The organism is Methylobacterium sp. J-026, from assembly GCF_022829585.1.
Classification (GTDB): Bacteria; Pseudomonadota; Alphaproteobacteria; order Rhizobiales; family Beijerinckiaceae; genus Methylobacterium.
This window is the reverse complement of the sequence record NZ_JAKSYC010000305.1, coordinates 20,982-41,419: the sequence shown is the minus strand read 5'-3', so window position 1 is coordinate 41,419 and position 20,438 is coordinate 20,982. Positions and strand designations below refer to the sequence as shown.

Genomic DNA, 20,438 nt, shown 5'->3' with positions numbered 1-20,438 from the left:
CAGTGCGCGACCGGCGCCGTCGCGCGCGCCGACACCCGCGGCGGCGTCGAAGGGCGGGGTGCGGGCGTTCCGCAGCCTCGGGGATTGGATCGACGCCTCCCGCACGCCCGAACCGCCGCGTTCCGTGCGAACACCCCGACGGTGGTCTCGGCGGCCGCAGCCCCCGAGAAGGCGGTCGGCCGTCGGCGATATCCCGGACGGGAGCCGTCGTCACGCCCGGTCATGGCATACCGCGGGGCGGATCAGGGTCACGTCCATTCAGCCCTCCAGGGCGACCGCGGTGCGGATCAGGTCGAGGTCGGTCCCGCGCCCCCCGATGATCGACAGCCCCAGCGGAGCGCCGTTGACCTGCGCGCCCGGCAGATTCACCTGCGGGACGCCGGTGAGGCCGCCGTGGCTCGTCAGGCACGCGATGCGCTCCCGCAGCGGGTGCAGCGCGCCGAGGGGCAGCCCGCGCCGGGGCGCCGGGAACGGGGTGGTCGGGAGGCACAGGATGGTGCCGGGGGGAAGCAGCCGCGCGAGGCGGGCCCGGGCCTCGATCCGCATCAGGCTGGCGGCGCTGCGCTCGGCATCGGTCATCGTCGCGCCCTGGATCAGGGACCGGGCGACCGAGAAGGCCAGGCGCGGGTTGCAGCTATCGAGCCAGGGCTCGAAGGTCTGCCAGGCCTCGCTGCTCTGCAGGACGCGCTGCGCCCGCTGCCACACGGACAGGCCCTGCAGCGCCAGCGTCACGTCGCGGCGATTGCCGATCAGCGCGGCCAGGCGGTCGATCTGCGGGGCCAGCGCCTCCTGGACCGCCGCGTCGGCGAAGCCGAGCGCGTCCGCGGCCACGAGCAGCGTGTGCGGCAGGTGGTCCGGCATCGCCTGGCCAAACAGGACCTCGCCGACCCGCGCGAAGGTGCGCGCGTCCCGGGCGAACCAGCCGCAGGTATCCGAACTCGGCGCCTGGACGCAGATCCCGGCGAAGTCGATCCGGCCGTGGGTCGGCCGGATCCCGTAGAGGCCGCAGAAGCTCGCCGGCACGCGCACGGAGCCGCCGGTATCCGTCCCCAACGCGAAGTCGCAGGCGCCCGCGGCCACCGCCGAGGCCGAGCCGCTCGACGAGCCGCCGGGCACCCGGTCCGGCGCCGCCGGGTTCAACGGCGTCCCGTCATGGGCGTTCTCGCCGAGGATCCCCAGGGAGACCTCGTCGGTCACCGTCTTGCCGACGACCGAGGCGCCGGCATCGAGCAGCACCTGCACCACGCCGGCGTGGCGGTCCGGCGTCGGGTAGACGCGCGGCCAGTCCGGATTGCCGCCCCCCGTGGGGAAGCCCGCGACGTCGATCAGGTCCTTGACGGCGAAGGCGAGGCCGGCGAGCGGTCCGGTCGCGGCGCCGGCGACGCGGGCCCGCGGCCCGGGCAGGAACGGGTCCGTGGAGAGGGGCTGCTCGGGCGTCATGCGGGGATCGGCTCCTGCCACTGGGCGCCGGGCACGGCGGCGAACAGCGCCCGGGTGTAGGGGTGCTTGGGCGCGAAGAAGATCTCGGCCGTGGGGGCGACCTCGACCACCTGGCCGGCCCGCATCACGGCGATCCGGTCGCAGACCTGCAGCGCGACCCGGAGATCGTGGGTCACGAACAGCATGCTGAGATGGAGCCGCGCCTTGATGTCGGCGAGCAGCGCCAGGACCTGCGCCTGCACGGAGACGTCCAGGGCCGAGACCGGCTCGTCGGCCACCAGGATCTCGGGCTTCATGGCGAGCGCCCGGGCGATGCCGATCCGCTGGCGCTGGCCGCCGCTGAACTCGTGCGGGTAGCGCTGCGCCGCCGCGGGGTCGAGGCCGACCAGCGCCAGCATCGCGCGCGCCTCGGCCCGCGCGGTCCCGGGCTCGGTGCCGTGGATGATCGGCCCCTCGGCGACGATGTCGATCACGCGCTGGCGCGGGTCGAGGGAGCCGTAGGGGTCCTGGAACACCATCTGCACGCGCCGCCGGTGCGGGCGCATCTGGCGGCGGCTCAGTTCGGCGACGCTGTGCCCGGCGAGGAGGATCTCCCCGCCGTCGACGGGCATCAGCCGGGTGATCGCCCGGGCGAGCGTGCTCTTGCCCGAGCCGCTCTCGCCGACGAGCCCCAGGGTCTCGCCCCGCCGCAGGGTGACGTCGACGCCGTCGAGGGCGCGGATGACGCGGCCCCCGAACAGGCCCCGGGCACCGTAGGTCTTCTCCACGTTCCGGGCCTCGACCACCAGGGGGGCGGTGCTGGCGGCCCGGCGCGGCGGCGGCGCCAGCTTCGGCACGGCGGCGATGAGGGCGCGCGTGTAGGGATGCTGCGGCGCCCCGAGCACCGCGGCCGCGGGCCCCTGCTCGACCAGGACGCCCTTCTGCAGCACCGCCACCGTGTCGGCGATGTCGGCCACGACGCCGAAATCGTGCGTGATGAACAGGACACTCGTGCCGTGCTCGCGCTGCAGGGCGCGGATCAGGTGGAGGATCTGCGCCTGCGTGGTGACGTCGAGCGCCGTGGTCGGCTCGTCGGCGATGAGCAGCCGCGGGTTTAGCGCCAGCGCCATGGCGATCATCGCCCGCTGGCGCTGGCCGCCCGAGAGCTGATGCGGGTAGGCGCGCAGCAGCCGGGCCGGGTCGGGCAAGTGGACGCTGTCGAGGAGCGCGAGGATGCGCGTCCGGCGGGCACCGCGCCCGAGCGGGGTGTGGATGCGCAGGACCTCGTCGATCTGGCGCCCGATCGTGTGGAGCGGGTTGAGCGCCGTCATGGGCTCCTGGAAGATCATCGCGATGCGCGCGCCCCGGACGCCGCGCATCCGCCGCGGCGTGATCGCCGCGAGATCATCGCCCTCGAACTGGATGCGGCCGCCGGCCACCCGGACGCGCGGCCCCGGCAGCAGCCCGAGGATCGCACGGGCCACCATCGACTTGCCCGATCCGCTCTCGCCGATCAGGCAGGTGACCGCGCCGGGGCGCAGGACCAGATCCAGATCGGTGACGGCGTGCGGCCGGTCCGCGCCGGGCGGCAGCGTGATCGTCAGCTTCTCGATCTCGAGGACGGCGTCGCTCATCGCTCTCGCAGCCTCGGGTTCAGGACCTCGTTCAGCCCGTCTCCGACGAGGTTGATGCCGAGGACGGTCAGCAGGATCGCGAGCCCGGGGAAGGTGCAGATCCACCACGCCGACCGGAGGACCGCGCGGCCCGAGCTGATGATCAGCCCCCAGCTCATCACGTTCGGATCGCCCAGGCCGAGGAAGGCGAGCCCCGCCTCGATCAGGATCGCCGTACCGATGAGCAGCGTCCCGACCGCGATGATCGCCGAGGTGCAGTTCGGCAGCATGTGGCGGAAGACGATGCGGGCGTCGCCCGCGCCCAGGCCGTCGCAGGCGAGGACGAATTCGCGGCCGCCGAGCGCCACGAACTCCCCGCGCACGAGACGGGCTATGCCGGGCCAGGAGACGGCCACGATGGCCACGACCTCGCTGCCGAGCGACGGCGAGAGGATCGCCACGATCAGGATCGCCAGCACGAAGGCGGGGATCGTCTGGAAGAACTCCGTCAGCCGCATCAGCGCGACCTCGACGCCGCCCCGGTAATAGCCGGCGAGCCCGCCGATCAGGGTCCCGAGCAGGATCGCAGCCCCGGTCGCGCTGAGGCCGATGATCAGGGAGGTGCGGGCGCCGTAGGCGATCTCGGCGGCCACGTCCCGCCCCAGCGTGTCGGTGCCGAACAGGAACGACCGGCCCGGCGGCTGGAGGGCCGGGCCGACGAGGCGGAACGGGTCGCCGGGATAGAGCAGCGGCGTGAGCGCCACGAGGACGACCAGTCCGACGAGAACCGCCGCCCCGGCGAGCGCCAGGCGGTTGCGCGCGAACCGCGCCAGGGCCGTGCGCATCGCTAGAGCTCCATCCGCGGATCGAGGCCGACATAGACGAGGTCGACGACGAGGTTGATCACCACCACGAGGCAGGCCGAGACGAAGAAGATGCCGAGGAGCAGGTTGAGGTCGCGCGACTGGAGGGCGTTGAACGCCAGGGTGCCGATCCCGGGCCAGCCGAAGACGGTCTCGACCACGATCGAGCCGCCGATCAGGTTGCCGGCCTGCACGCCCGCCATGGTGACCACCGGCAGCAGCGCGTTGCGCAGGACGTGCCCGGTCATCACCCGGGCCTCGGTCTGGCCCTTGGCGCGGGCGGTGGTGACGTAGTCCATGCCGATCTGCTCCAGCACGGAGGCGCGCATCACCCGGGCGTAGACGGCGAGGTAGAACAGCGCGAGGGCGACGGCCGGCATGACGAGGTGGCGGCCGACGTCCCAGACCTCGTCCCAGCCCTCGTTGTCGGCGCCGACCGTGTCGTAGCCGCTGGTGGGCAGCCAGCCGAGGCGGATGGCGAACACCACGATCATCATCAGCCCGAGCCAGAAGCCCGGGGTCGCGTAGGCCACGAGGCTGAGGAGGGAGATGATCCCGTCGCGCCAGGAATTGCGGCCCGTCGCGGCCACGAGGCCGAGGAGCGTCCCGATCAGCAACGCGGCCGCGAAGGCGGTCAGCATCAGCAGGCCGGTGGGCCAGAGCCGGTCGACGATCAGGCTCGCCACCGGGCTGTCGTTGCGGAACGAGTAGCCGAGATCGAGGTGGGCCATGTTCAGCAGGTAGACGCCGAACTGGGCCAGGAGCGGCCGGTCGAGGCCGAACTTGTGCCGCAGCTGCTCCATGTATTCGGGGCTCGCCGCCCCGCTCTCGCCGGCCAGTACGGAGGCCGCATCGCCGGGCGCGAGGTGGATCAGGAAGAAGTTGAGCACCACGATGCCCAGCACTACCGGGATCGCCAGCAGCAGCCGGTAGCCGAGGAAACGCGCGAGCCGCACGGGACTACGTGTCCATCCAGGCCCGCTCGAAGGCTTGCTGGGTTCCGAGGGGCCCGGTGGTGTGGTCCTTGAGGCGCCGGTTGAAGACGCTGACGTATTGCACGTCGATGAGCCAGATCATCGGGCTGTCCTCGGCCAGGATCTGCTGGACCGTCTTGTAGAGCGCGCCCCGCTTCTCCGGGTTCGGCTCGCGCGCGCCCTCGCCGAGCAGGCGGTCGACTTCGGGATTCGCGTAGAAGGTGTCGTTGACGAAGGTCACGCCCTTGCGGATCTGGCTGGTGAGGAACTGCTTGTTGAGCCCGTAGACCGGGTCGACGCCCTGGCTCAGGAACGGCTCGTTCAGGTCGTAATCGTAGTTCGTGTAGACCCGCCGCAGCCAAGTCGCGGTGTCCTCCGAGCGGAGCGTCACGTCGATGCCCACGATGGCCAGGGCCTGCTTCAGGTACTCGGCCTGCCGCAGCCACTGCTCGCCGAAGGAATTCACCTCCAGGTGCAGGGCAAAGCGGGTCCCGTCCGGGCCGCGCGGGGCGCCGGCCTCATCGAGCAGCCGGTTGGCGATGTCGAGCCGGTCCGGGACGTCGTACTGGCGCACGTCGTCGGTGTAGAGGCCGGCGGTCTTGAACTTGCGGCTGAGCGGTCCGGTGGCCGGCAGGCCGTAGCCGAACATCACGTCCCTGAGGATGACCTTGCGGTCGATGGCGTAGGCGATCGCCTGGCGCACCGCCTTTTTCTGGAGCTGCGGGTGCCGGCCGTTCAGCTCCAGGACGCTCTGGGCCGGCGTCATCTCGTAGCCCTTGGTGGTGAGGTCGAGGATCGGGTTGGTCTTCATCCGGGCGAGGTCCGCGTAGTTGACCGCGCTGTACCCGGCGAAATGCGCCTCACCCGCCTCCATCGCCGCCGAGCGGGTGGCCGCGTCCGGGATGAACCGGGCGACGATCCGGTTGAGATACGGCAGGCCCGGCTTCCAGTAGGCCGCGTTGCGGTCCAGGCGCACGGACTGGCCCCGCTCCCAGCTCACGAACTTGAACGGACCGGTCCCGATCGGCTTGTTGGCGCTGGGGTTCTGCAGGACGTCCGTACCCTCGAACACCGAGCGGCACAGGATCGGCAGGTCCCGCCCGGAGAGCGCCTTCATGATGTAGGGGGCCGGGTTGGCGAGCCGCAGGACCGCGGTCATCGGGTCCGGCGTGTCGACGGCGACCAGCTCCGCGAGCATGACCGGGGCGATCGGATTGTACTTCTTCAGGATCTCCATGAAGGAGTACTGCACGTCGGCGCTGGTGAACGGCTTGCCGTTGTGGAAGGTCACGCCCTCCTGAAGTGTGAAGGTGATGGTTCTGCCGTCGGGGGCGACGTCCCAGGCCTTGGCGAGGTTCGGCTGCGGATTCTGGTCCCAGTCGTAGGTGCACAGCCCCTCGTAGACCTGCGTGGCGATCGGCGGGATGTTGCCCGCCGACACCGCGTAATGGGCCAGGGTCGAGGGCTCGGGATGCACGATCATCACCATCGTGCCCCCACGCCTCGGCTCGGCGGCGCGCGCGCCGCTCGCGGCGGCCGCGAGCCCGAGGGGAAGCGCCAGCACCGTGCGGCGGGAGAGATCGGTCACGTTGAACGAAGGGGGCAAGCCGGAAGACTCCTCAGGCGTCCCACCGTTTTAGCAACACGCGTGCCACGCACGAGAAGACTTGACGGGTTCATTACGCCGACAGGTCAGAGTCTCTTCTTATCAGTTCCCGCCGGCCGCGCCGACAGAGCTGGCGAGATGTTCCAAAATTTCGCGCGCGATGTCCGATGACTTGGCGACGGCCTATCCTTAGGGGCGGCGCGTCGGCGGAGCGGACGCAGAGCCGCCTCGGAAGATCCTTCTTCCCGAGGCGGGTCCGCGGCGGGCGCGAAGCCGGAATCCCAGTCTTCGTCGGGGGCTCAGGGCGATCTTCGATGTGGAATTCGCGAAACAATGGCCTCGCTCATGCGCGAACGCTCACGGCCTGCTTCCCCGCAGGGGGCCGCATCCTCGATCGAGTCCCGCCGACGGTCCTCCGGCTCGGTCGGGCCGGGTGCGGACGGCCCGGGGCTCGGCAGGGCGTCCCTAGGCCCGGCCCATCGGTGCCGGCGGATCGTCCGAGCGGATGCGGCTAGCTCCGCTGTCCCAACCTCCGCGTGCCGAGGGCGAGGCCGAGCAGCGCGGCGGCACCGACGCCGGCCCAGACCAGCCCGGCGCTCATCGTCCCCGCCGACGGGACACCCTTGCGCGCCCGCCAGCCGCCATCGGCGCCCGTTCCCTGCGGGATCGGCTTCTCCAGCGCCCCGTGGGTCCGCGGCCCCGGGTCGGCACGGTCCAGGGCGAAGCGAAACCCGGCGCCCATCATGCGCTCGGTCAGCGCGGGCGCGAGCGCGTAGCCGGCCTGGGCGAGGCGGGCGGGCCAGCCGACCGCCGTCTCGTGGCGCGGGTGCCGGACCAGGCGCAGGTAGGTCGCGGCCACGTCCTCCGGCGCGTAGTAGAGGTGGCCCGGGTTCAGCGTCTTGCCCGTGACGTTGGCCCCGTGTTCGAGGCCGGGCGTGTCGACGATCGCCGGGAACACCCCGCACACGTGGATGTGCCGGTGGCGGGCGAGTTCCTGGCGCAGGCTCGCCGAGAAGCCGCGCAGGCCGAACTTGCTCGCGGTGTAGGCGGCCGCGAACGGCGTCGGCGCCCAGCCGCCCATCGAGATGGTGTTGATCAGCGTGCCGTGCCCCTGGCGCCGGAAGTGCGGCAGCACGGCGTAGGCACCGTGGATCGCGCCCATCAGGTTGATCTCGATCGTCTGCCGGTGCAGGGCGAGCGGCGCGTCCAGGAGCGGCCCGAACACGCCGGCCCCCGCGTTGTTGATCCAGACGTCGATGCCGCCGAAGGCCCGGCGCGCGCCCTCCGCCAGCGCGAAGACCGCGTCGGAATCGGTCACATCCGTCGGGATGGCGACGGCCGCGCCGCCCGCGTCTCGGATCTCCCGCACGATATCGTCGAGCACATCGGCACGGCGGGCCGCGAGGACGACGCGCGCGCCTCTGGCCGCGAAGGCGTAGGCGGCGGCCCGTCCGATGCCGCTCGACGCGCCGGTGATCACCACCGTCGATCCGCGTATCTGCGCCATGTCTCGCATCCCCGTCCATCGATCTCGGTCAGCGAACCGGGGCGGGACGGTCGTGTTCCTGCGGCAGAGTCACCGCCGGTCGTCGGGCGCGGCAGAGACGTCAGGGACCGCGCGGGCGGGGCGGCGCGTCGCCCTTGTGCATCGCCCCGACTTGACCGACCTTCGCGCCGCCGCCGTCGCGACGACGGAGGAGGGTCAGGGGCACCCGACATCCGCCGCCTCGACGGCACAGCCCGGCGTGGCGCGCGTGGGGCTCGGCCTCGGTCAGCGTGCGGGCCGGATCGGTCCTCGGATCCCTCCCCGACGGGAACCGGGCGCGCCCCGCCCGACTAGATCCCGGTCTGCCACGTTTCCCCGGAATCGCTGCCGATGCCGAACCCCGTCCAGTCGGCTGTCCGCGCCGCCCTCGAGGGCGGCGTCGCCCTGGTGGCGGCCTGCAACCGCCTGCGCCTGCCCGGAACGCAGAACCCCTTCGTGGTCGGCGTTCACGAACCGATGCGGGAAGAGCTGACGCTGCGGGACCTCGCCGTGACCGGGGCGATCCCGCCCGGGCTCGACGGCCTCTACCTCAAGATGGGGGCCAACCCCGTCCGCCCGGCGAGGCGGGGCCACGATTGGTTCCTCGGCGACGGCATGGTGCACGGTCTCGCGATCGAGGGCGGCAAAGCGCTGTGGTATCGCAACCGCTGGATCGGTTCGCGCACCGCGGCCGCCGCGCTGGGCCGTCCCGCCGCGTCCGGGCCGCGCCGGGGCGGCAACGACACCGTCAACACCAACGTGGTCGAGATCGGCGGCCGGATCTTCGCCGTGGTGGAGGCCGGCAGCTTTCCCGTCGAACTCGCGCAGGACCTGGAGGTGCAGCGCTACAACCCGTTCGATGGGACGCTCGCCGGGTCCTTCACCGGACACCCGCACCGCGACCCGCTGACCGGCGAGACCCACGCGATCGCCTATGACGGCCGCGTCTGGGACAGCGTCCGCCACGTCGTCGTCGCGCCGACCGGGCGGGTCGTGCGGGACGTGCCGGTGGCGGTCGCGCACGGCCCCTGCATCCACGACTGCGCGATCACGGCGCGCTTCGCGATCGGCCTGGATCTGCCCGTGACCTTCTCGCTGCGGGCCCTGCTCGCCGGTTACCGCTTCCCGTTCCGCTGGAACCCCGGCCACGGGGCCCGCGTGGGCCTCCTGCCCCGGCAGGGCGAAGGCGCCGACATCGTGTGGTGCGCCGTCGAACCGTGCTTCGTGTTCCACGCCGCCAACGCCTACGACGACGCGGATGGGCGGGTGATCCTCGACGTGGTCGCCTACGAGACGGTGTTCGCCTCGGCCGGGGGCGGGCTCGACAGGCCGGGCCGGCTCGAACGCTGGACGATCGACCCTGGCACGAAGCGGGTCGCGCGGCGGGTCCTCGACCCCGCGGCGCAGGAGTTCCCCCGCATCGACGAGCGGCGTCTCGGGCAGCGCCACCGGTACGTCTACACCGTCAGTGTCCCCGCCGACGGCAACACGCAGCTGGCCGGGGCGACAGAGCTCTACAAGCACGATCTGGAGACCGGTGGCCGCCGGGTGCACGCCTTCGGTGCCGACCGCGTCCCGGGGGAGTTCGTCTTCGTGCCGGCCCGCGCCGGGGCCGCAGAGGACGAAGGCTGGCTCGTCGGGTTCGTCATCGACACCGCGAACGACACGACCGACTTCGTCATCCTCGACGCCCGATCGTTCGAGGCCCCGCCCATCGCCCGCGTTCGCCTCGCGCACCGGATCCCGCCGGGCTTCCACGGCAACTGGTTCCCGACCCGCCCCCCGGCCTGACCGGCCATCCGTGGCGACCGGGGTCTTCGGCGAACGCGATCCCCCACGACCGCCCCGTCCGGACCGGCCGCCGGGCCCCTCAGGCCGCGGCGGTCCGGCCGATCACCGCCGTCATGGGGTCGCTGGCCCCTCCCTCCGGCTTCAGGACGCGCACGTCGAGATCGGCGAAGCCGGCGCGCTGGAGATACAGGCTGACGAGGCGCGCATGTCCCGCGCCGTCGAGGGCGTTCCAGATGGCCACCGCCTTGGTCGGGAAGCGGCGGTTCGAGAAGCTGATCACCACCGGGGCGCCCGGGCGCAGCACGCGGGCGATCTCGGACAGGACGGCGACCGGCTGCTGCAGGTACTGCACCGAGACGCAGACCAGGGCGGCATCCGCGCAGGCCGTGTCGAGGGGCAGGTGCGGGTCGGCGTTGAGGTCCTGCACGAAATGCCGGGTCAGGCGCGGGTTGGCGGCGAGTTCCGCGGCATTCAGGCCGTGACCGATGACGCCGGCGTAGGCGACCTCGTCCGGCAGGTGACTGACCCAACTCGACATCAGGTCGAGGACGACACCGCCCGCAGGGACGACCGTCCTGTAGATCTCGGTCACGGCCGCGATCGCGGCGGCGTCGATATGGGTGACGAAGCGCGGCTGGGCGTAGAACAGGGGATCGGGATCACGATCGTGCTTCGCGAAGGCCTCCCGCGGGAAGTCCGACAGATCCTGGGTCGTCATCGGTACCGCCTTCCTGTCCGATCCGGATATGCGCCGCCCGACGGCCTGGGATCCGCGCGGGGACCGCGTCGTCGAGGGCGCGCGGCGCGGCGATCCACAACGTCCTCCCGCCGGGCCGCGACAGGCGCCGCGCGGTCGCTCGTCGTCACCCGCGGCAACGCCCACAGGATATCCGGATCGTCCGGTTCACGGGGCGCCACGGCGTGCGACTTAATCGGCCGCCGACGAGAGCCCTCAGGACGGGGCGCCGGACTTGGAGCCCGGGGTATCACGCGAACGGTTGTTCCGTCAGCGAGCGCCGAAACCGGCCACGCCCCGCCAGGCGGGTCGAGGGCCTGTGCCGTCAGAGCCGATCCCGCTGACGCGGCGGCGGCCTGCGATCAAGGATTCGAGCGGAACAGCCCATCCGTAGCGAGGCCCAGATCGAGCGTCGCGCGCCCACCGGGCCCGATCCGACGTCAGTTGCTCAATTCGCCGCGGACCAGCTTGAGAAAGCCCAGCGCGGTGGACGAGAGCGGGTGCCCCGGGCTGCCCAGGACGGTGACCGTGTAGGTCACCGTCGGCCGCAGGCTGCGCGCGATGACCTGTCCCTTCAGGGCGCGCACGGTGACGGCCTCCGCGATGGTGAAGCCGAGGCCCGCGGCGACCATGGCGCAGGCGGCCGCCGCGTTCTGGGTCTCCGCGACGAGCCGGGGCGTGACGCCGTTGTTGGTGAAGAGTTCGTCGACCTGATCGCGCAGGCGATACTGGCGACCGAGCGAGATGTAGGGCTCATCGTGGAGCTCGGAGAGCGGAACGACCTTGTTGCGCGCCAGGCGATGACGGGGCGGCAGGACGACCAGCCCGGGCAGTTCGATCGGTGGGGCTGCCACGAGCGCGCTGCGGCCGACCGGCAGGGCAAAGCCGAGATCGGCATTGCCGGCCTGCACCAGATCATAGACCTCGCGCGAACTCGCCACCACGAGCGAGATCCGCACGGGCTGCACGTCGGTGGCGAATTGGGCCAGCAGCCGGGGGATGAGCGACAGCCCCATGAGCGGCATGGCCGCGACGCGCAATTCGCCGCTCCCGATTCCGCGCATGTCGTCGATGGTGCGATCCAGGCGGTCGGCGGCCGCGAACAGCGTCGCGACGGCGCCCTCCAGCTTCACGGCCTCCGGCGTCGGCTGGAGGTGGCGGCGCGAGCGGTCGAAGAGCGGCAGCCCGGTCTCGTCCTCCAGGCCGCGCAGCAGCTTCGTGACGGCCGGTTGCGAGAGATACATCCGCTGCGCCGCGCGGCTGACCGAGCCGCTCTGCATGACCGCGCGGAACGCTTCCAACTGGCGGAGCCGGCTCGGCGTCATCGAAAATCCCGCCTCTCGCTACCGTGAGGAATGAAACGGCAAAAATTATGAATTTGCCTCCCTCGTCAAGAGATCGCACGTTGATCAGCATTCGGGACTGATACGTGGCGGAAATGCTCAGAACAGGAGCGCCCTGCCCGCTTCTTGCTCACGAACAGCTTTCCGATTGCTCACGGGGGCAAAGCAATGCTGCGGCCGATACTGGGTCTTCTTACCGCGATGGCGGCCGCGCTCGCCGGGGCGGCATCCCCGGCCTCGGCCGAGCCGCGCCTCACCGTCGCCGGGTACGGCGGCAGCTACGAGCAGATCATGCGCACGAGCGTGATCCCGGCCTTCGAGCGCGAGAACGATGTCCGGATCGACTACCTGACCGGCAACTCCTCCGACAACCTCGCCCGGATGCAGGCGCAGCGCGGCAACCAGACGGTCGGTGTGGCGGTGCTCGACGACGGCCCGATGGTGCAGGCCGTGTCCCTCGGCCTGTGCCGGAAGCTCCCGGACGCGGTGCGCGACGCGGTCTACCCGATCGCCGTCCTGGGCGACGACCACGCCGTCGGCACCGGCTTCGGCTTCACGGGCATCGCCTACAACACGAAGCTGTTCAAGGAGCGCGGCTTCCAGGTGCCGACCTCCTGGATGGACCTCGCCCGGCCGGACTACCGGCAGCGGATCGCGATCCCCGGCATCGACAACACCTACGGCGTCCACACCCTGGCGATGATGGCCCGCATCCATGGCGGCAGCGACAGCGACATCGCCCCGGGGCTGAAGGTGATGCGCCAGCAGATCAACCCGAACGTGCTCGCCTACGAGAGCAGCCCCGGCAAGATGAGCGAGATGTTCCAGTCGGGGGAGATCTGGCTGGCCGTCTGGGGCTCGTCCCGGGTCGCGGCCATGCAGCAGGCCGGCTTTCCCCTGGCCATCGCCCGGCCGAAGGAGGGCGCCGTCGTCCTGATGACGGCGGGCTGCGCCATCACCGGCAGCCCGGAGCCGGCGCTCGCCGACAAGTTCCTGGCCTATCTCGTCTCGCCGAAGGTCCAGGAGACCTTCGCCACGCAGTACGGGGCGGGCCCGACCAACCGCGCCACCAAGCTGCCGCCGGAGGTCGCCGACCGCGTGATCTACGGCGAGGATCAGGTGCGATCGCTGATCGGCCTCGACTGGGACGTGGTCAACCGCAACCGCGCCGACTGGACCCGGCAATGGCAGCGGCAGGTCGAGCGCTGATGACCGCGCCCGCCTTCCTGACGCTCGACAGTCTCGGCAAGGATTACGGCACCGTCACCGCGGTCCGCGACGTCAGCCTCTCGGTCGCGCCCGGCGAGTTCCTCGGCCTGCTCGGGCCCTCCGGCTGCGGCAAGACCACGACGCTGCAGATGATCGCCGGCTTCGAGGCCCCGAGCCGCGGCCGCATCCTGATGGAGGGGCGCGACCTGACCGGCACGCCGCCGGCCCAGCGCGGCATCGGCCTCGTGTTCCAGTCCTACGCGCTGTTCCCGCACATGACGGCTGCGGAGAACGTCGCCTTCGGTCTGGAGATGCGCCGGGTGCCGAGGCCCGAGCGGGGCCGGCGGGTCGCCGAGGCGCTGGCGCAGGTCCGCCTCGGGCACCTCGCCGAGCGCTTCCCGCGCAACATGTCGGGCGGGCAGCAGCAGCGCGTCGCCCTGGCGCGGGCGCTGGTGGTCGAGCCGCGCCTGCTGCTCCTCGACGAGCCGCTCTCGAACCTCGACGCCAAGCTGCGTGAGGAGATGCAGGTCGAGCTGCGCGAATTGCAGCGCCGGATCGGCGTCACCACGGTGCTGGTCACCCACGATCAGGCCGAGGCCATGGCCCTGTGCGACCGGGTCGCGATCATGCAGGGCGGCCGGGTCGTCCAGATCGACGCCCCCTGGCAGGCCTACGACATCCCGGCCGACGCGTTCGTGGCCGACTTCCTCGGCCGCAGCAACCGGCTGCCGGCGCGGGCCGCCTCCGGCCACGCGGAGGCCGCGGGGCACCGCTTCTGCCTACCGCCGGAACTCGCCGACCGCCAGGGCGACATCCTCCTGACGATCCGGCCCGAGCGCCTGCGGATCCGCTGCGAGCGGGCGCCCGAGAGTCCGCCCGGCCTCGAGGGGCGCGTGCAGGCGCGGCTCTTCCTCGGCGGGTTCTGGCTCTACACGGTGGAGACGGCGCTGGGCGCCTTTGCGGTCATGGCGCAGAACACCGGCGCGACGCCCCTCGACGAGGGCGCCGCGGTGACGCTCGACTGGGACGCCCACAGCCTGCGGCGGCTGGAGCCGGCATGACCCGCCTCGACCGCCTCACCCCCGCGCTGCTGACGGCGCCCTCCGCCCTCGTCTATGCCGGGGCGCTGCTCGTGCCGCTGGCCGGCGTGCTGGCCCTGAGCCTGCACGGCTTCGACTTCGAGAAGGGCGTGCTGCCCGGCTGGGGGCTCGCCAATTACCAGGATCTCTTCACCGATCCGCTGTTCGGCGAGGCCCTGGCGCGGACCTTCCGCATCGCCGGGCTGACGACGCTGATCTGCCTCCTCGTCGGGGTGCCGGAGGCCTGGATCATCCACCGCATGGACCCGCGCTGGCGCGGGCCGATGCTCCTCGTCGTGGTCGGGCCGCTGCTGGTCTCGGTGGTGGTGCGCAACTTCGGCTGGATGGTGCTCCTCGGCACGAACGGCCTCGTGAACCAGGCGCTCACCGCCCTCCACGTGCCCGGGGCGCCCTTCCGGCTGATGTTCACGGAGGGCGCCGTGGTGGTCGGCCTCGTCCACGTGATGGTGCCGCTCGTGGTCCTGTCCGTCTGGGCGAGCCTCGGCCGGCTCGATCCGGTGCTGGAGCGCGCCGCCACCAGCCTCGGGGCCGGGCGGTTCACGGTGTTCACCCGGGTCGTGCTGCCCAACGTCATGCCGGGCGTCATGGCCGGCGCGCTGATGGTGTTCTGCCTCTCGGCCTCGGCCTTCGCGACCCCCGCCATGCTGGGGGGCAAGCGCCTGAAGGTCGTCTCCAGCATGACCTACAACGAGTTCCTCAACACCCTGAACTGGCCGCTCGGCGCCGCGCTCGCCACGGTGCTGATGGCGGCGATCCTCCTCGCCACGCTCCTCTGGACGCGGCTCGTCGAGAAGCGGGCGCTGCGGCGCCTCGGCGAGGTCGCGCAGGGAGGCCCGGCATGAGCCGCAACGGCCCCCTGGCGCTGGCCTTCCACGCCCTGTTCCTGGCCTTCATCCTGGCGCCGCTGCTGGTGGTGATCGCCGTGTCCTTCACCGGCCAGGGCTACCTCGCCCTGCCGTTCGACGGCCTGTCGCTGCGCTGGTGGCGGGCGATCGGCGACAACCCGCGCTTCCTGGAGAGCTTCTGGTACAGCACCCGCCTCGGCGTGACGGCCGCGACCCTCTCGGCCCTGATCGCGGTCCCGGCCGCCCTGGCGATCGCCCGCTGGCGCTTCCCCGGCCGGGGCACCCTGGTGGCGGTCCTCGCCTCGCCGCTGATGATCCCGCACGTGGTGCTCGGCGTCGCGCTGCTGCGCTTCTTCTCGGGGTTCGGCCTGTCGGGCAGCTTCGCCGGCCTCGTGGCGGCCCATGTCATCGTGATCACGCCCTACATGCTGCGCCTCGTCGGCGCCGGCCTGTCAGGTCTCGATCCGCGCATCGAGCGCGCCGCCGAGAGCCTCGGCGCCGACCGGCTCACGGTGTTCCGGCGCGTGACCCTGCCGCTGATCGCCCCCGGCCTCGCGGGCGGCTGGATCCTGGCCTTCGTCACCAGCTTCGACGAGCTGACGGTGAGCCTGTTCCTGGCCTCGCCCGCCGCCAACCCGCTGCCGGTGCAACTGTTCAACTACATCGACCAGATGACCGACCCGCTGGTCGCGTCGGTCTCGGCGGCGCTGATCGTCGTCACCGCCCTGGTCCTCTTAGGCCTCGATCGCTTCTACCCGATCGACCGCCTGCTCACCGGGGAGCGCCGCGCATGACCGCACAACAGATGCAGGACGCGATCGTGATCGGCGGCGGCCTCGTCGGCGCGGCCATCGCCTACGGGTTGCAGCGCCAGGGCCTGTCGACGGTGATGCTCGACGAGGGCGATGTCGCCCACCGGGCGAGCCGGGGCAATTTCGGGTTGGTCTGGGTCCAGTCGAAGGGCCTCGGCGCGCCGCACTATCAGCACTGGACCCACGCCTCGGCCCGGGCCTGGCCGGAACTGGCCGCCGATCTCCTCAAGACGACCGGCATCGGCGTCGGGCTGCATCAGCCGGGGGGGCTGCATTTCTGCTTCTCGGACGACGAGATGGCCCAGCGCGACGCGCTGATGGGCCAGCTGCGCCGGGAGGCCGGCAATGCCGGCTACGAATACCGCATGATCCCGGCCGCCGAGCTGCGCGACCTGGTGCCGGGTCTCGGGCCGCAGGTCGTGGGCGCCTCGTGGACGCCCTATGACGGCCACGCGAGCCCCCTGCATCTCCTGCGCGCGCTGCACGCGGCGTTCCAGGATCTGGGCGGCCTCTACCGGCCGAACGCCAAGGTCACGGCCGTCACGGCGGCCCCGCGCGACTTCACGGTCGAGATCGGGGCGGAGACCGTCCGTGCCCCGCGCCTCGTCCTGGCCTCCGGCCTCGGCAATGCCGAGCTCGCGCCCCTCGTCGGCCTGTCCGCCCCCCTGCGGCCGGAGCGCGGGCAGATCCTGGTCACGGAGCGCACCCGGCAGGTGCTCGCCCTGCCGACCCATGTCGTCCGCCAGACCGAGGAGGGTTCGCTGCTGCTGGGCGACAGCAAGGAGGACATGGGCTTCGACACCCTGACCCAGACCCCCGCGATCATGCGGGCCATCGCCCAACGCGCGGTCCAGACCTTCCCGTGGATCGCCGAGCTCAACATCGTCCGGGCCTGGGCGGCGCTGCGCGTCATGTCGCCGGACGGCAAGCCGATCTACGACGAATCCGAGCGCTACCCCGGCGCGACCATCGCCAACTGCCATTCGGGGGTGACGCTCGCCGGCGCGCATGCCGGCCTGCTCGCCCCGATGATCGCGGCCGGCGCGCTCACGCCGGACCTGTCCCCCTTCAGCGCGAGACGCTTCGATGTTCAGAAGGCGGCCTGAGGCCCGTCCGGCCCCCGGGGACCGGCTGGTGGAGGTCTTCGTCGCGGGCCGGCCGGTCCGCGTGCCGGAGGGCGCCTCCGCGGCCGCCGCGGTCCTGCTCGCCGGCCTGCCCGCGATCCGCACCACCCCGGTCGGTCGCGCGCCGCGCCTGCCCTACTGCATGATCGGCGCCTGCTTCGACTGCCTCGCCGAGATCGACGGCGTGGCCAACCGCCAGTCCTGCCTCGTGCCGGTCGCCCCGGGCATGCGGATCGAGCCGCAGCGCGGCGCCCGCGCGGCGCGGATCGAGGACGCCGCATGAGCCATGATCTCGCCATCGTGGGCGCCGGCCCGGCCGGCATGGCGGCCGCCATCGAGGCCGCCGCCCTCGGCCTCTCGGTCGCCGTGCTGGACGAGCAGCCCGCCCCCGGCGGCCAGGTCTTCCGGGCGGTGGAGGCCGCCTCCGGGGACCCGGCGCTCGCCGGCGAGTTCCTCGATTCCGGCGGTGCCCTGGCGGCGCGATTCCGCGCGGCCCGGGGGATCGACTACCGCCCGCGAACCACCCTCTGGCACCTCGACCCGGATGCCGGCCTGCTGTCCGTGGCCTCGGCCGGCGCCACCGCGGAGATCGAGGCACGGCGCGTCCTCCTCGCCACCGGCGCCCAGGAGCGGCCGGTGCCGATCCCCGGCTGGACGCTGCCGGGCGTCATGAGCGCGGGCGCCGCCCAGATCCTGCTCAAGACCGCCGGCGCGGTGCCCGAGGGATCCGTGGTGATCGCCGGGCAGGGGCCGCTCTGCTGGCTGCTGGCCGTGCAACTCCTGCGCGCCGGGGTCGAACGGCTGACATTGCTCGAGACCGGCGCCGGCGGCGCCCTCCGGGACGCCCTGCGGGCGGGCGGCCTCTGGACCGGCCGCAGGCTCCTGACGAAGGGCATCGCCCTGATGCGCGAGACCCGGGCGCGGGGCCTCACCGTGGTCCGCAACGTCCGCGACCTGCGGGCCGAGGGCGACGGCCGGGTCTCGACGGTGCGGTGGCGCCAGGGGGGCCGCGAGCAGGTGCTTCCCTGCGACACGCTCCTCCTGCACGAGGGGGTGATCCCGTCGACCCACATCACCCGGGCGCTGGGCCTCGACCACGATTGGGACGACCTGCAGCTCTGCTGGCGGCCGCGCCTCGATGCCTGGGGCGCCACCAGCCATCCGAACCTGGCCGTGGCGGGCGACGGCGGCGGCATCGGCGGCTGGGAGGCCGCCGCGGCGGGCGGACGGCTCGCCGCCCTCGACGCGGCCCTCCGCCTCGGCCGGCTGGACGCCGCCGCCCGCGACGCCCGTGCCGCGGAGCCCCGGCGCGCGCAGCGCGCGGCCCTGGCGCTCAGGCCCTTCCTCGACCGTCTCTACCGCCCCGCCGCGGGCATTCTCGCCCCCGCCGACGACACGGTCGTCTGCCGCTGCGAGGAGATCACGGCCGGGCAAATCCGCGGGGCCGCGCGCCTGGGCGCCGCCGGCCCGAACCAGGTCAAGGCGTATCTGCGCGCCGGCATGGGCCCCTGCCAGGGCCGCATGTGCGGCACCGTCGTCGCCGGGCTGATTGCCGAGACCCGCGGCGCCTCCATGGAGACGGTCGGCGCCCTGCGCCCGCGGGCGCCGTTCAAGCCGATGACGGTGGGTGAATTGGCCAACGGGCGGCCGGACGCGATGCCGGAGCTGACCGCGTGAGCGCCGCGGACACCCCCCGCGCGGTGATCGTGGGCGGCGGCCCGGCCGGTCGCGCCGCCCTGGCCGAACTGCCCGGCGCCGTCCTGATCGCCCGGCCCGACGCCACGGCCTGGCACGCCGAGCCCGGCCGTGTCTGGGTCGAGGGCGACGGGCGGGTCTGGGCGGAGCCGTTCGACGTCCTGCTCGTCTGCGCCGACGAGCCGCTGCTGCTCGCGGCGCTCGGCTGCGCAATCTCGGACGGCCGGGTGCGCACCGACGCGGACGGTCGGACCAGCGTGCCCGGCATTGGGGCGGCCGGCCGCGTCGCGGGCGCGGCGACGGCACGGGCCGCGGAGCGGCAGGCGGTCGCCGCGGCCCGCGCCCTGCGCGCCGGGCCCCCGATCCAGCCGTCGCCGCCGTCGGCCGCGGACCCCGCCGTGACGCGGCTCGATCCGGTCGCCCTCGCGGCGCTGCTCGAACGGCCCGCCGGACCCGGGCGGACCGGGGCCGCGCTCGCGCAGGGTGCGATCCTCGGCGCGGTGGTGCCGGCCCGGCCCGTCGGTCTCGCGGCCCTGGCCGGCCTCGCCGCGACCCTGCCGGAGCCGGTCCCGCCGCAGGGGGACGAAGGCGCGCTCGCATGACCGATCCCGACATCCTCGTCGTCGGCGGCGGCCTGCACGGCCTGTCCGCCGCCCTGTTCCTCGCCCGAGCCGGTCGACGCGTCCGCGTGCTGGAGGCCCGACGGGTCGCGGCCCAGGCCTCGGGATACTCGGCGGGCGGCGTGCGCACGCTGGGCCGCCACATCGCCGAGGTGCCGCTCGCCCTGGAGGCGGTCGCGCGCTGGCACCGGATCGCGGACCTCGTCGGCGACGGCTGCGGCTTCCATGCCGCCGGGCAGGTCCGGGTGGCCGAGAACCGGGCGGAACTCGCGCTCCTCTCCGAACGGGTCGCGCGCCTGCAGGCCGGGGGCTGGACGCACGAGGAACTGGCCGACGCCGCGACCGTGCGCCGGCTGCTCCCCGCGGTCGCCGAGCACGTCGTCGGCGGCATCGTCGCGCATCGCGACGGCTTCGCGGCCCCCCTGCGCACGACGCTCGCCTTCGGCCGCGCCGCGCGGGCCGCCGGAGCCGAGATCGTCGAGGAGGCGCGCGTCACCGCCGTGGAGCGCCGTGCCGGGCGCTGGCACCTGCGGACCCGCGGCGGCGCGGCGCACGCCGCGCCCCTCCTGGTCAACGCCGCGGGCGCCTGGGGCGGCCGCCTCGCCCGCGCGGCCGGGGAGCCGATCCCCCTCGGCTTCAACGCCTTCCAGATGCTGCTCACCGACGCGCGGCCGGCGTTCCTGGCACCGGTGGTCGGGGCGACCGGCCGGCCCCTGTCCTTCAAGCAGTCCGAGAGCGGCCACGTGATGATCGGCGGCGGCCACAAGGGGCACGCGGATCTCGACACGGGCGCGGTGCAACTCGACGTCCCGCGCCTCGCCTACTCGGCGCGCACGGCCCTCGACCTGTTCCCGATCCTGCGCGGCGCGCGGATCGTGCATGCCTGGGCCGGCATCGAGGGCGTCACGCCGGACGAACTGCCGGTCATCGGCCGATCCGCCGTGGCGGACGGCCTGGTGCACGCCTTCGGTTTCTCCGGGCACGGCTTCGCCCTGGCGCCCCTCGTCGGCGAGATCGTCGCCGGCCTGCTGCTCGACGGCGCCGCGCACCACCCCATCGCGGCGTTCGCACCGGCCCGCTTCGGCCAGCCGGGCGCCGTGCCCGAGACCCAGTCGGCGCTGCTCCAGCCCGCCGGTTAGAACCCCCGCAAACGGAAGGACACG

Annotated in this window: 18 protein-coding genes; 10 read left to right on the top strand and 8 right to left on the bottom strand. The window is 73.0% G+C overall.

Annotated elements, in window-relative coordinates; all coding sequences use genetic code 11:
* Positions 1-258: 258 nt before the first annotated feature.
* The 6 genes from MKK69_RS26005 to MKK69_RS25980 all read right to left on the bottom strand — a co-directional run bounded on the left by MKK69_RS26005 (position 259) and on the right by MKK69_RS25980 (position 7,982).
* On the bottom strand, positions 259-1,440 hold the full coding sequence (locus MKK69_RS26005; RefSeq protein ID WP_243972757.1) for an amidase: 1,182 nt from the start codon (positions 1,438-1,440) through the stop codon (positions 259-261).
* On the bottom strand, positions 1,437-3,053 hold the full coding sequence (locus MKK69_RS26000) for an ABC transporter ATP-binding protein (protein ID WP_243972755.1): 1,617 nt from the start codon (positions 3,051-3,053) through the stop codon (positions 1,437-1,439). The genes MKK69_RS26005 and MKK69_RS26000 overlap by 4 nt, the downstream gene beginning before the upstream one ends.
* A complete protein-coding gene (locus MKK69_RS25995) occupies positions 3,050-3,877 on the bottom strand; it encodes an ABC transporter permease (RefSeq protein ID WP_243972752.1) in 828 nt (275 codons plus the stop codon). Before MKK69_RS25995 ends, MKK69_RS26000 begins: the two co-directional genes overlap by 4 nt.
* A gap of 2 nt (positions 3,878-3,879) precedes the next feature.
* Complete coding sequence (locus tag MKK69_RS25990) at positions 3,880-4,851, bottom strand: ABC transporter permease (protein WP_243972750.1); 972 nt, start codon at positions 4,849-4,851, stop codon at positions 3,880-3,882.
* A gap of 4 nt (positions 4,852-4,855) precedes the next feature.
* A complete protein-coding gene (locus MKK69_RS25985) occupies positions 4,856-6,475 on the bottom strand; it encodes an ABC transporter substrate-binding protein (protein ID WP_243972748.1) in 1,620 nt (539 codons plus the stop codon).
* 511 nt (positions 6,476-6,986) lie between these two features.
* The gene (locus MKK69_RS25980) at positions 6,987-7,982 is read right to left on the bottom strand and encodes an SDR family oxidoreductase (RefSeq protein WP_243972746.1); all 996 of its coding nucleotides are present in this window, start codon (positions 7,980-7,982) and stop codon (positions 6,987-6,989) included.
* A gap of 369 nt (positions 7,983-8,351) precedes the next feature.
* Between MKK69_RS25980 and MKK69_RS25975 the strand changes: the two genes are divergently transcribed.
* The gene (locus tag MKK69_RS25975; RefSeq protein WP_243972744.1) at positions 8,352-9,791 is read left to right on the top strand and encodes a carotenoid oxygenase family protein; all 1,440 of its coding nucleotides are present in this window, start codon (positions 8,352-8,354) and stop codon (positions 9,789-9,791) included.
* Between the two features lie 79 nt (positions 9,792-9,870).
* Here the strand turns inward: MKK69_RS25975 and MKK69_RS25970 are convergent, their stop codons facing one another.
* On the bottom strand, positions 9,871-10,509 hold the full coding sequence (locus MKK69_RS25970) for a class I SAM-dependent methyltransferase (protein WP_243972737.1): 639 nt from the start codon (positions 10,507-10,509) through the stop codon (positions 9,871-9,873).
* A gap of 458 nt (positions 10,510-10,967) precedes the next feature.
* The gene (locus MKK69_RS25965; RefSeq protein WP_243972735.1) at positions 10,968-11,852 is read right to left on the bottom strand and encodes a LysR family transcriptional regulator; all 885 of its coding nucleotides are present in this window, start codon (positions 11,850-11,852) and stop codon (positions 10,968-10,970) included.
* Between the two features lie 219 nt (positions 11,853-12,071).
* Between MKK69_RS25965 and MKK69_RS25960 the strand changes: the two genes are divergently transcribed.
* The 9 genes from MKK69_RS25960 to MKK69_RS25920 are packed head-to-tail and all read left to right on the top strand — an operon-like array spanning position 12,072 to position 20,414.
* The gene (locus MKK69_RS25960) at positions 12,072-13,079 is read left to right on the top strand and encodes an ABC transporter substrate-binding protein (RefSeq protein ID WP_243972734.1); all 1,008 of its coding nucleotides are present in this window, start codon (positions 12,072-12,074) and stop codon (positions 13,077-13,079) included.
* Complete coding sequence (locus tag MKK69_RS25955; protein WP_243972732.1) at positions 13,079-14,140, top strand: ABC transporter ATP-binding protein; 1,062 nt, start codon at positions 13,079-13,081, stop codon at positions 14,138-14,140. Before MKK69_RS25960 ends, MKK69_RS25955 begins: the two co-directional genes overlap by 1 nt.
* Positions 14,137-15,021: an ABC transporter permease gene (locus MKK69_RS25950; protein WP_243972730.1), complete on the top strand. Its 885-nt coding sequence runs from the start codon at positions 14,137-14,139 to the stop codon at positions 15,019-15,021. The genes MKK69_RS25955 and MKK69_RS25950 overlap by 4 nt, the downstream gene beginning before the upstream one ends.
* Positions 15,018-15,818 (top strand): ABC transporter permease, encoded by an 801-nt coding sequence (locus MKK69_RS25945; protein WP_243972728.1) that lies wholly within the window; start codon positions 15,018-15,020, stop codon positions 15,816-15,818. The genes MKK69_RS25950 and MKK69_RS25945 overlap by 4 nt, the downstream gene beginning before the upstream one ends.
* Complete coding sequence (locus MKK69_RS25940; RefSeq protein WP_243972727.1) at positions 15,815-16,942, top strand: NAD(P)/FAD-dependent oxidoreductase; 1,128 nt, start codon at positions 15,815-15,817, stop codon at positions 16,940-16,942. Before MKK69_RS25945 ends, MKK69_RS25940 begins: the two co-directional genes overlap by 4 nt.
* Positions 16,923-17,243: a (2Fe-2S)-binding protein gene (locus MKK69_RS25935; RefSeq protein ID WP_243972726.1), complete on the top strand. Its 321-nt coding sequence runs from the start codon at positions 16,923-16,925 to the stop codon at positions 17,241-17,243. Before MKK69_RS25940 ends, MKK69_RS25935 begins: the two co-directional genes overlap by 20 nt.
* Entirely contained in the window at positions 17,240-18,637 is a 1,398-nt protein-coding gene (locus MKK69_RS25930; RefSeq protein ID WP_243972725.1) for an NAD(P)/FAD-dependent oxidoreductase, read from the top strand. The genes MKK69_RS25935 and MKK69_RS25930 overlap by 4 nt, the downstream gene beginning before the upstream one ends.
* Entirely contained in the window at positions 18,634-19,257 is a 624-nt protein-coding gene (locus MKK69_RS25925) for a hypothetical protein (RefSeq protein ID WP_243972724.1), read from the top strand. The genes MKK69_RS25930 and MKK69_RS25925 overlap by 4 nt, the downstream gene beginning before the upstream one ends.
* Entirely contained in the window at positions 19,254-20,414 is a 1,161-nt protein-coding gene (locus MKK69_RS25920; RefSeq protein WP_243972723.1) for an NAD(P)/FAD-dependent oxidoreductase, read from the top strand. Before MKK69_RS25925 ends, MKK69_RS25920 begins: the two co-directional genes overlap by 4 nt.
* Positions 20,415-20,438 lie beyond the last annotated feature (24 nt).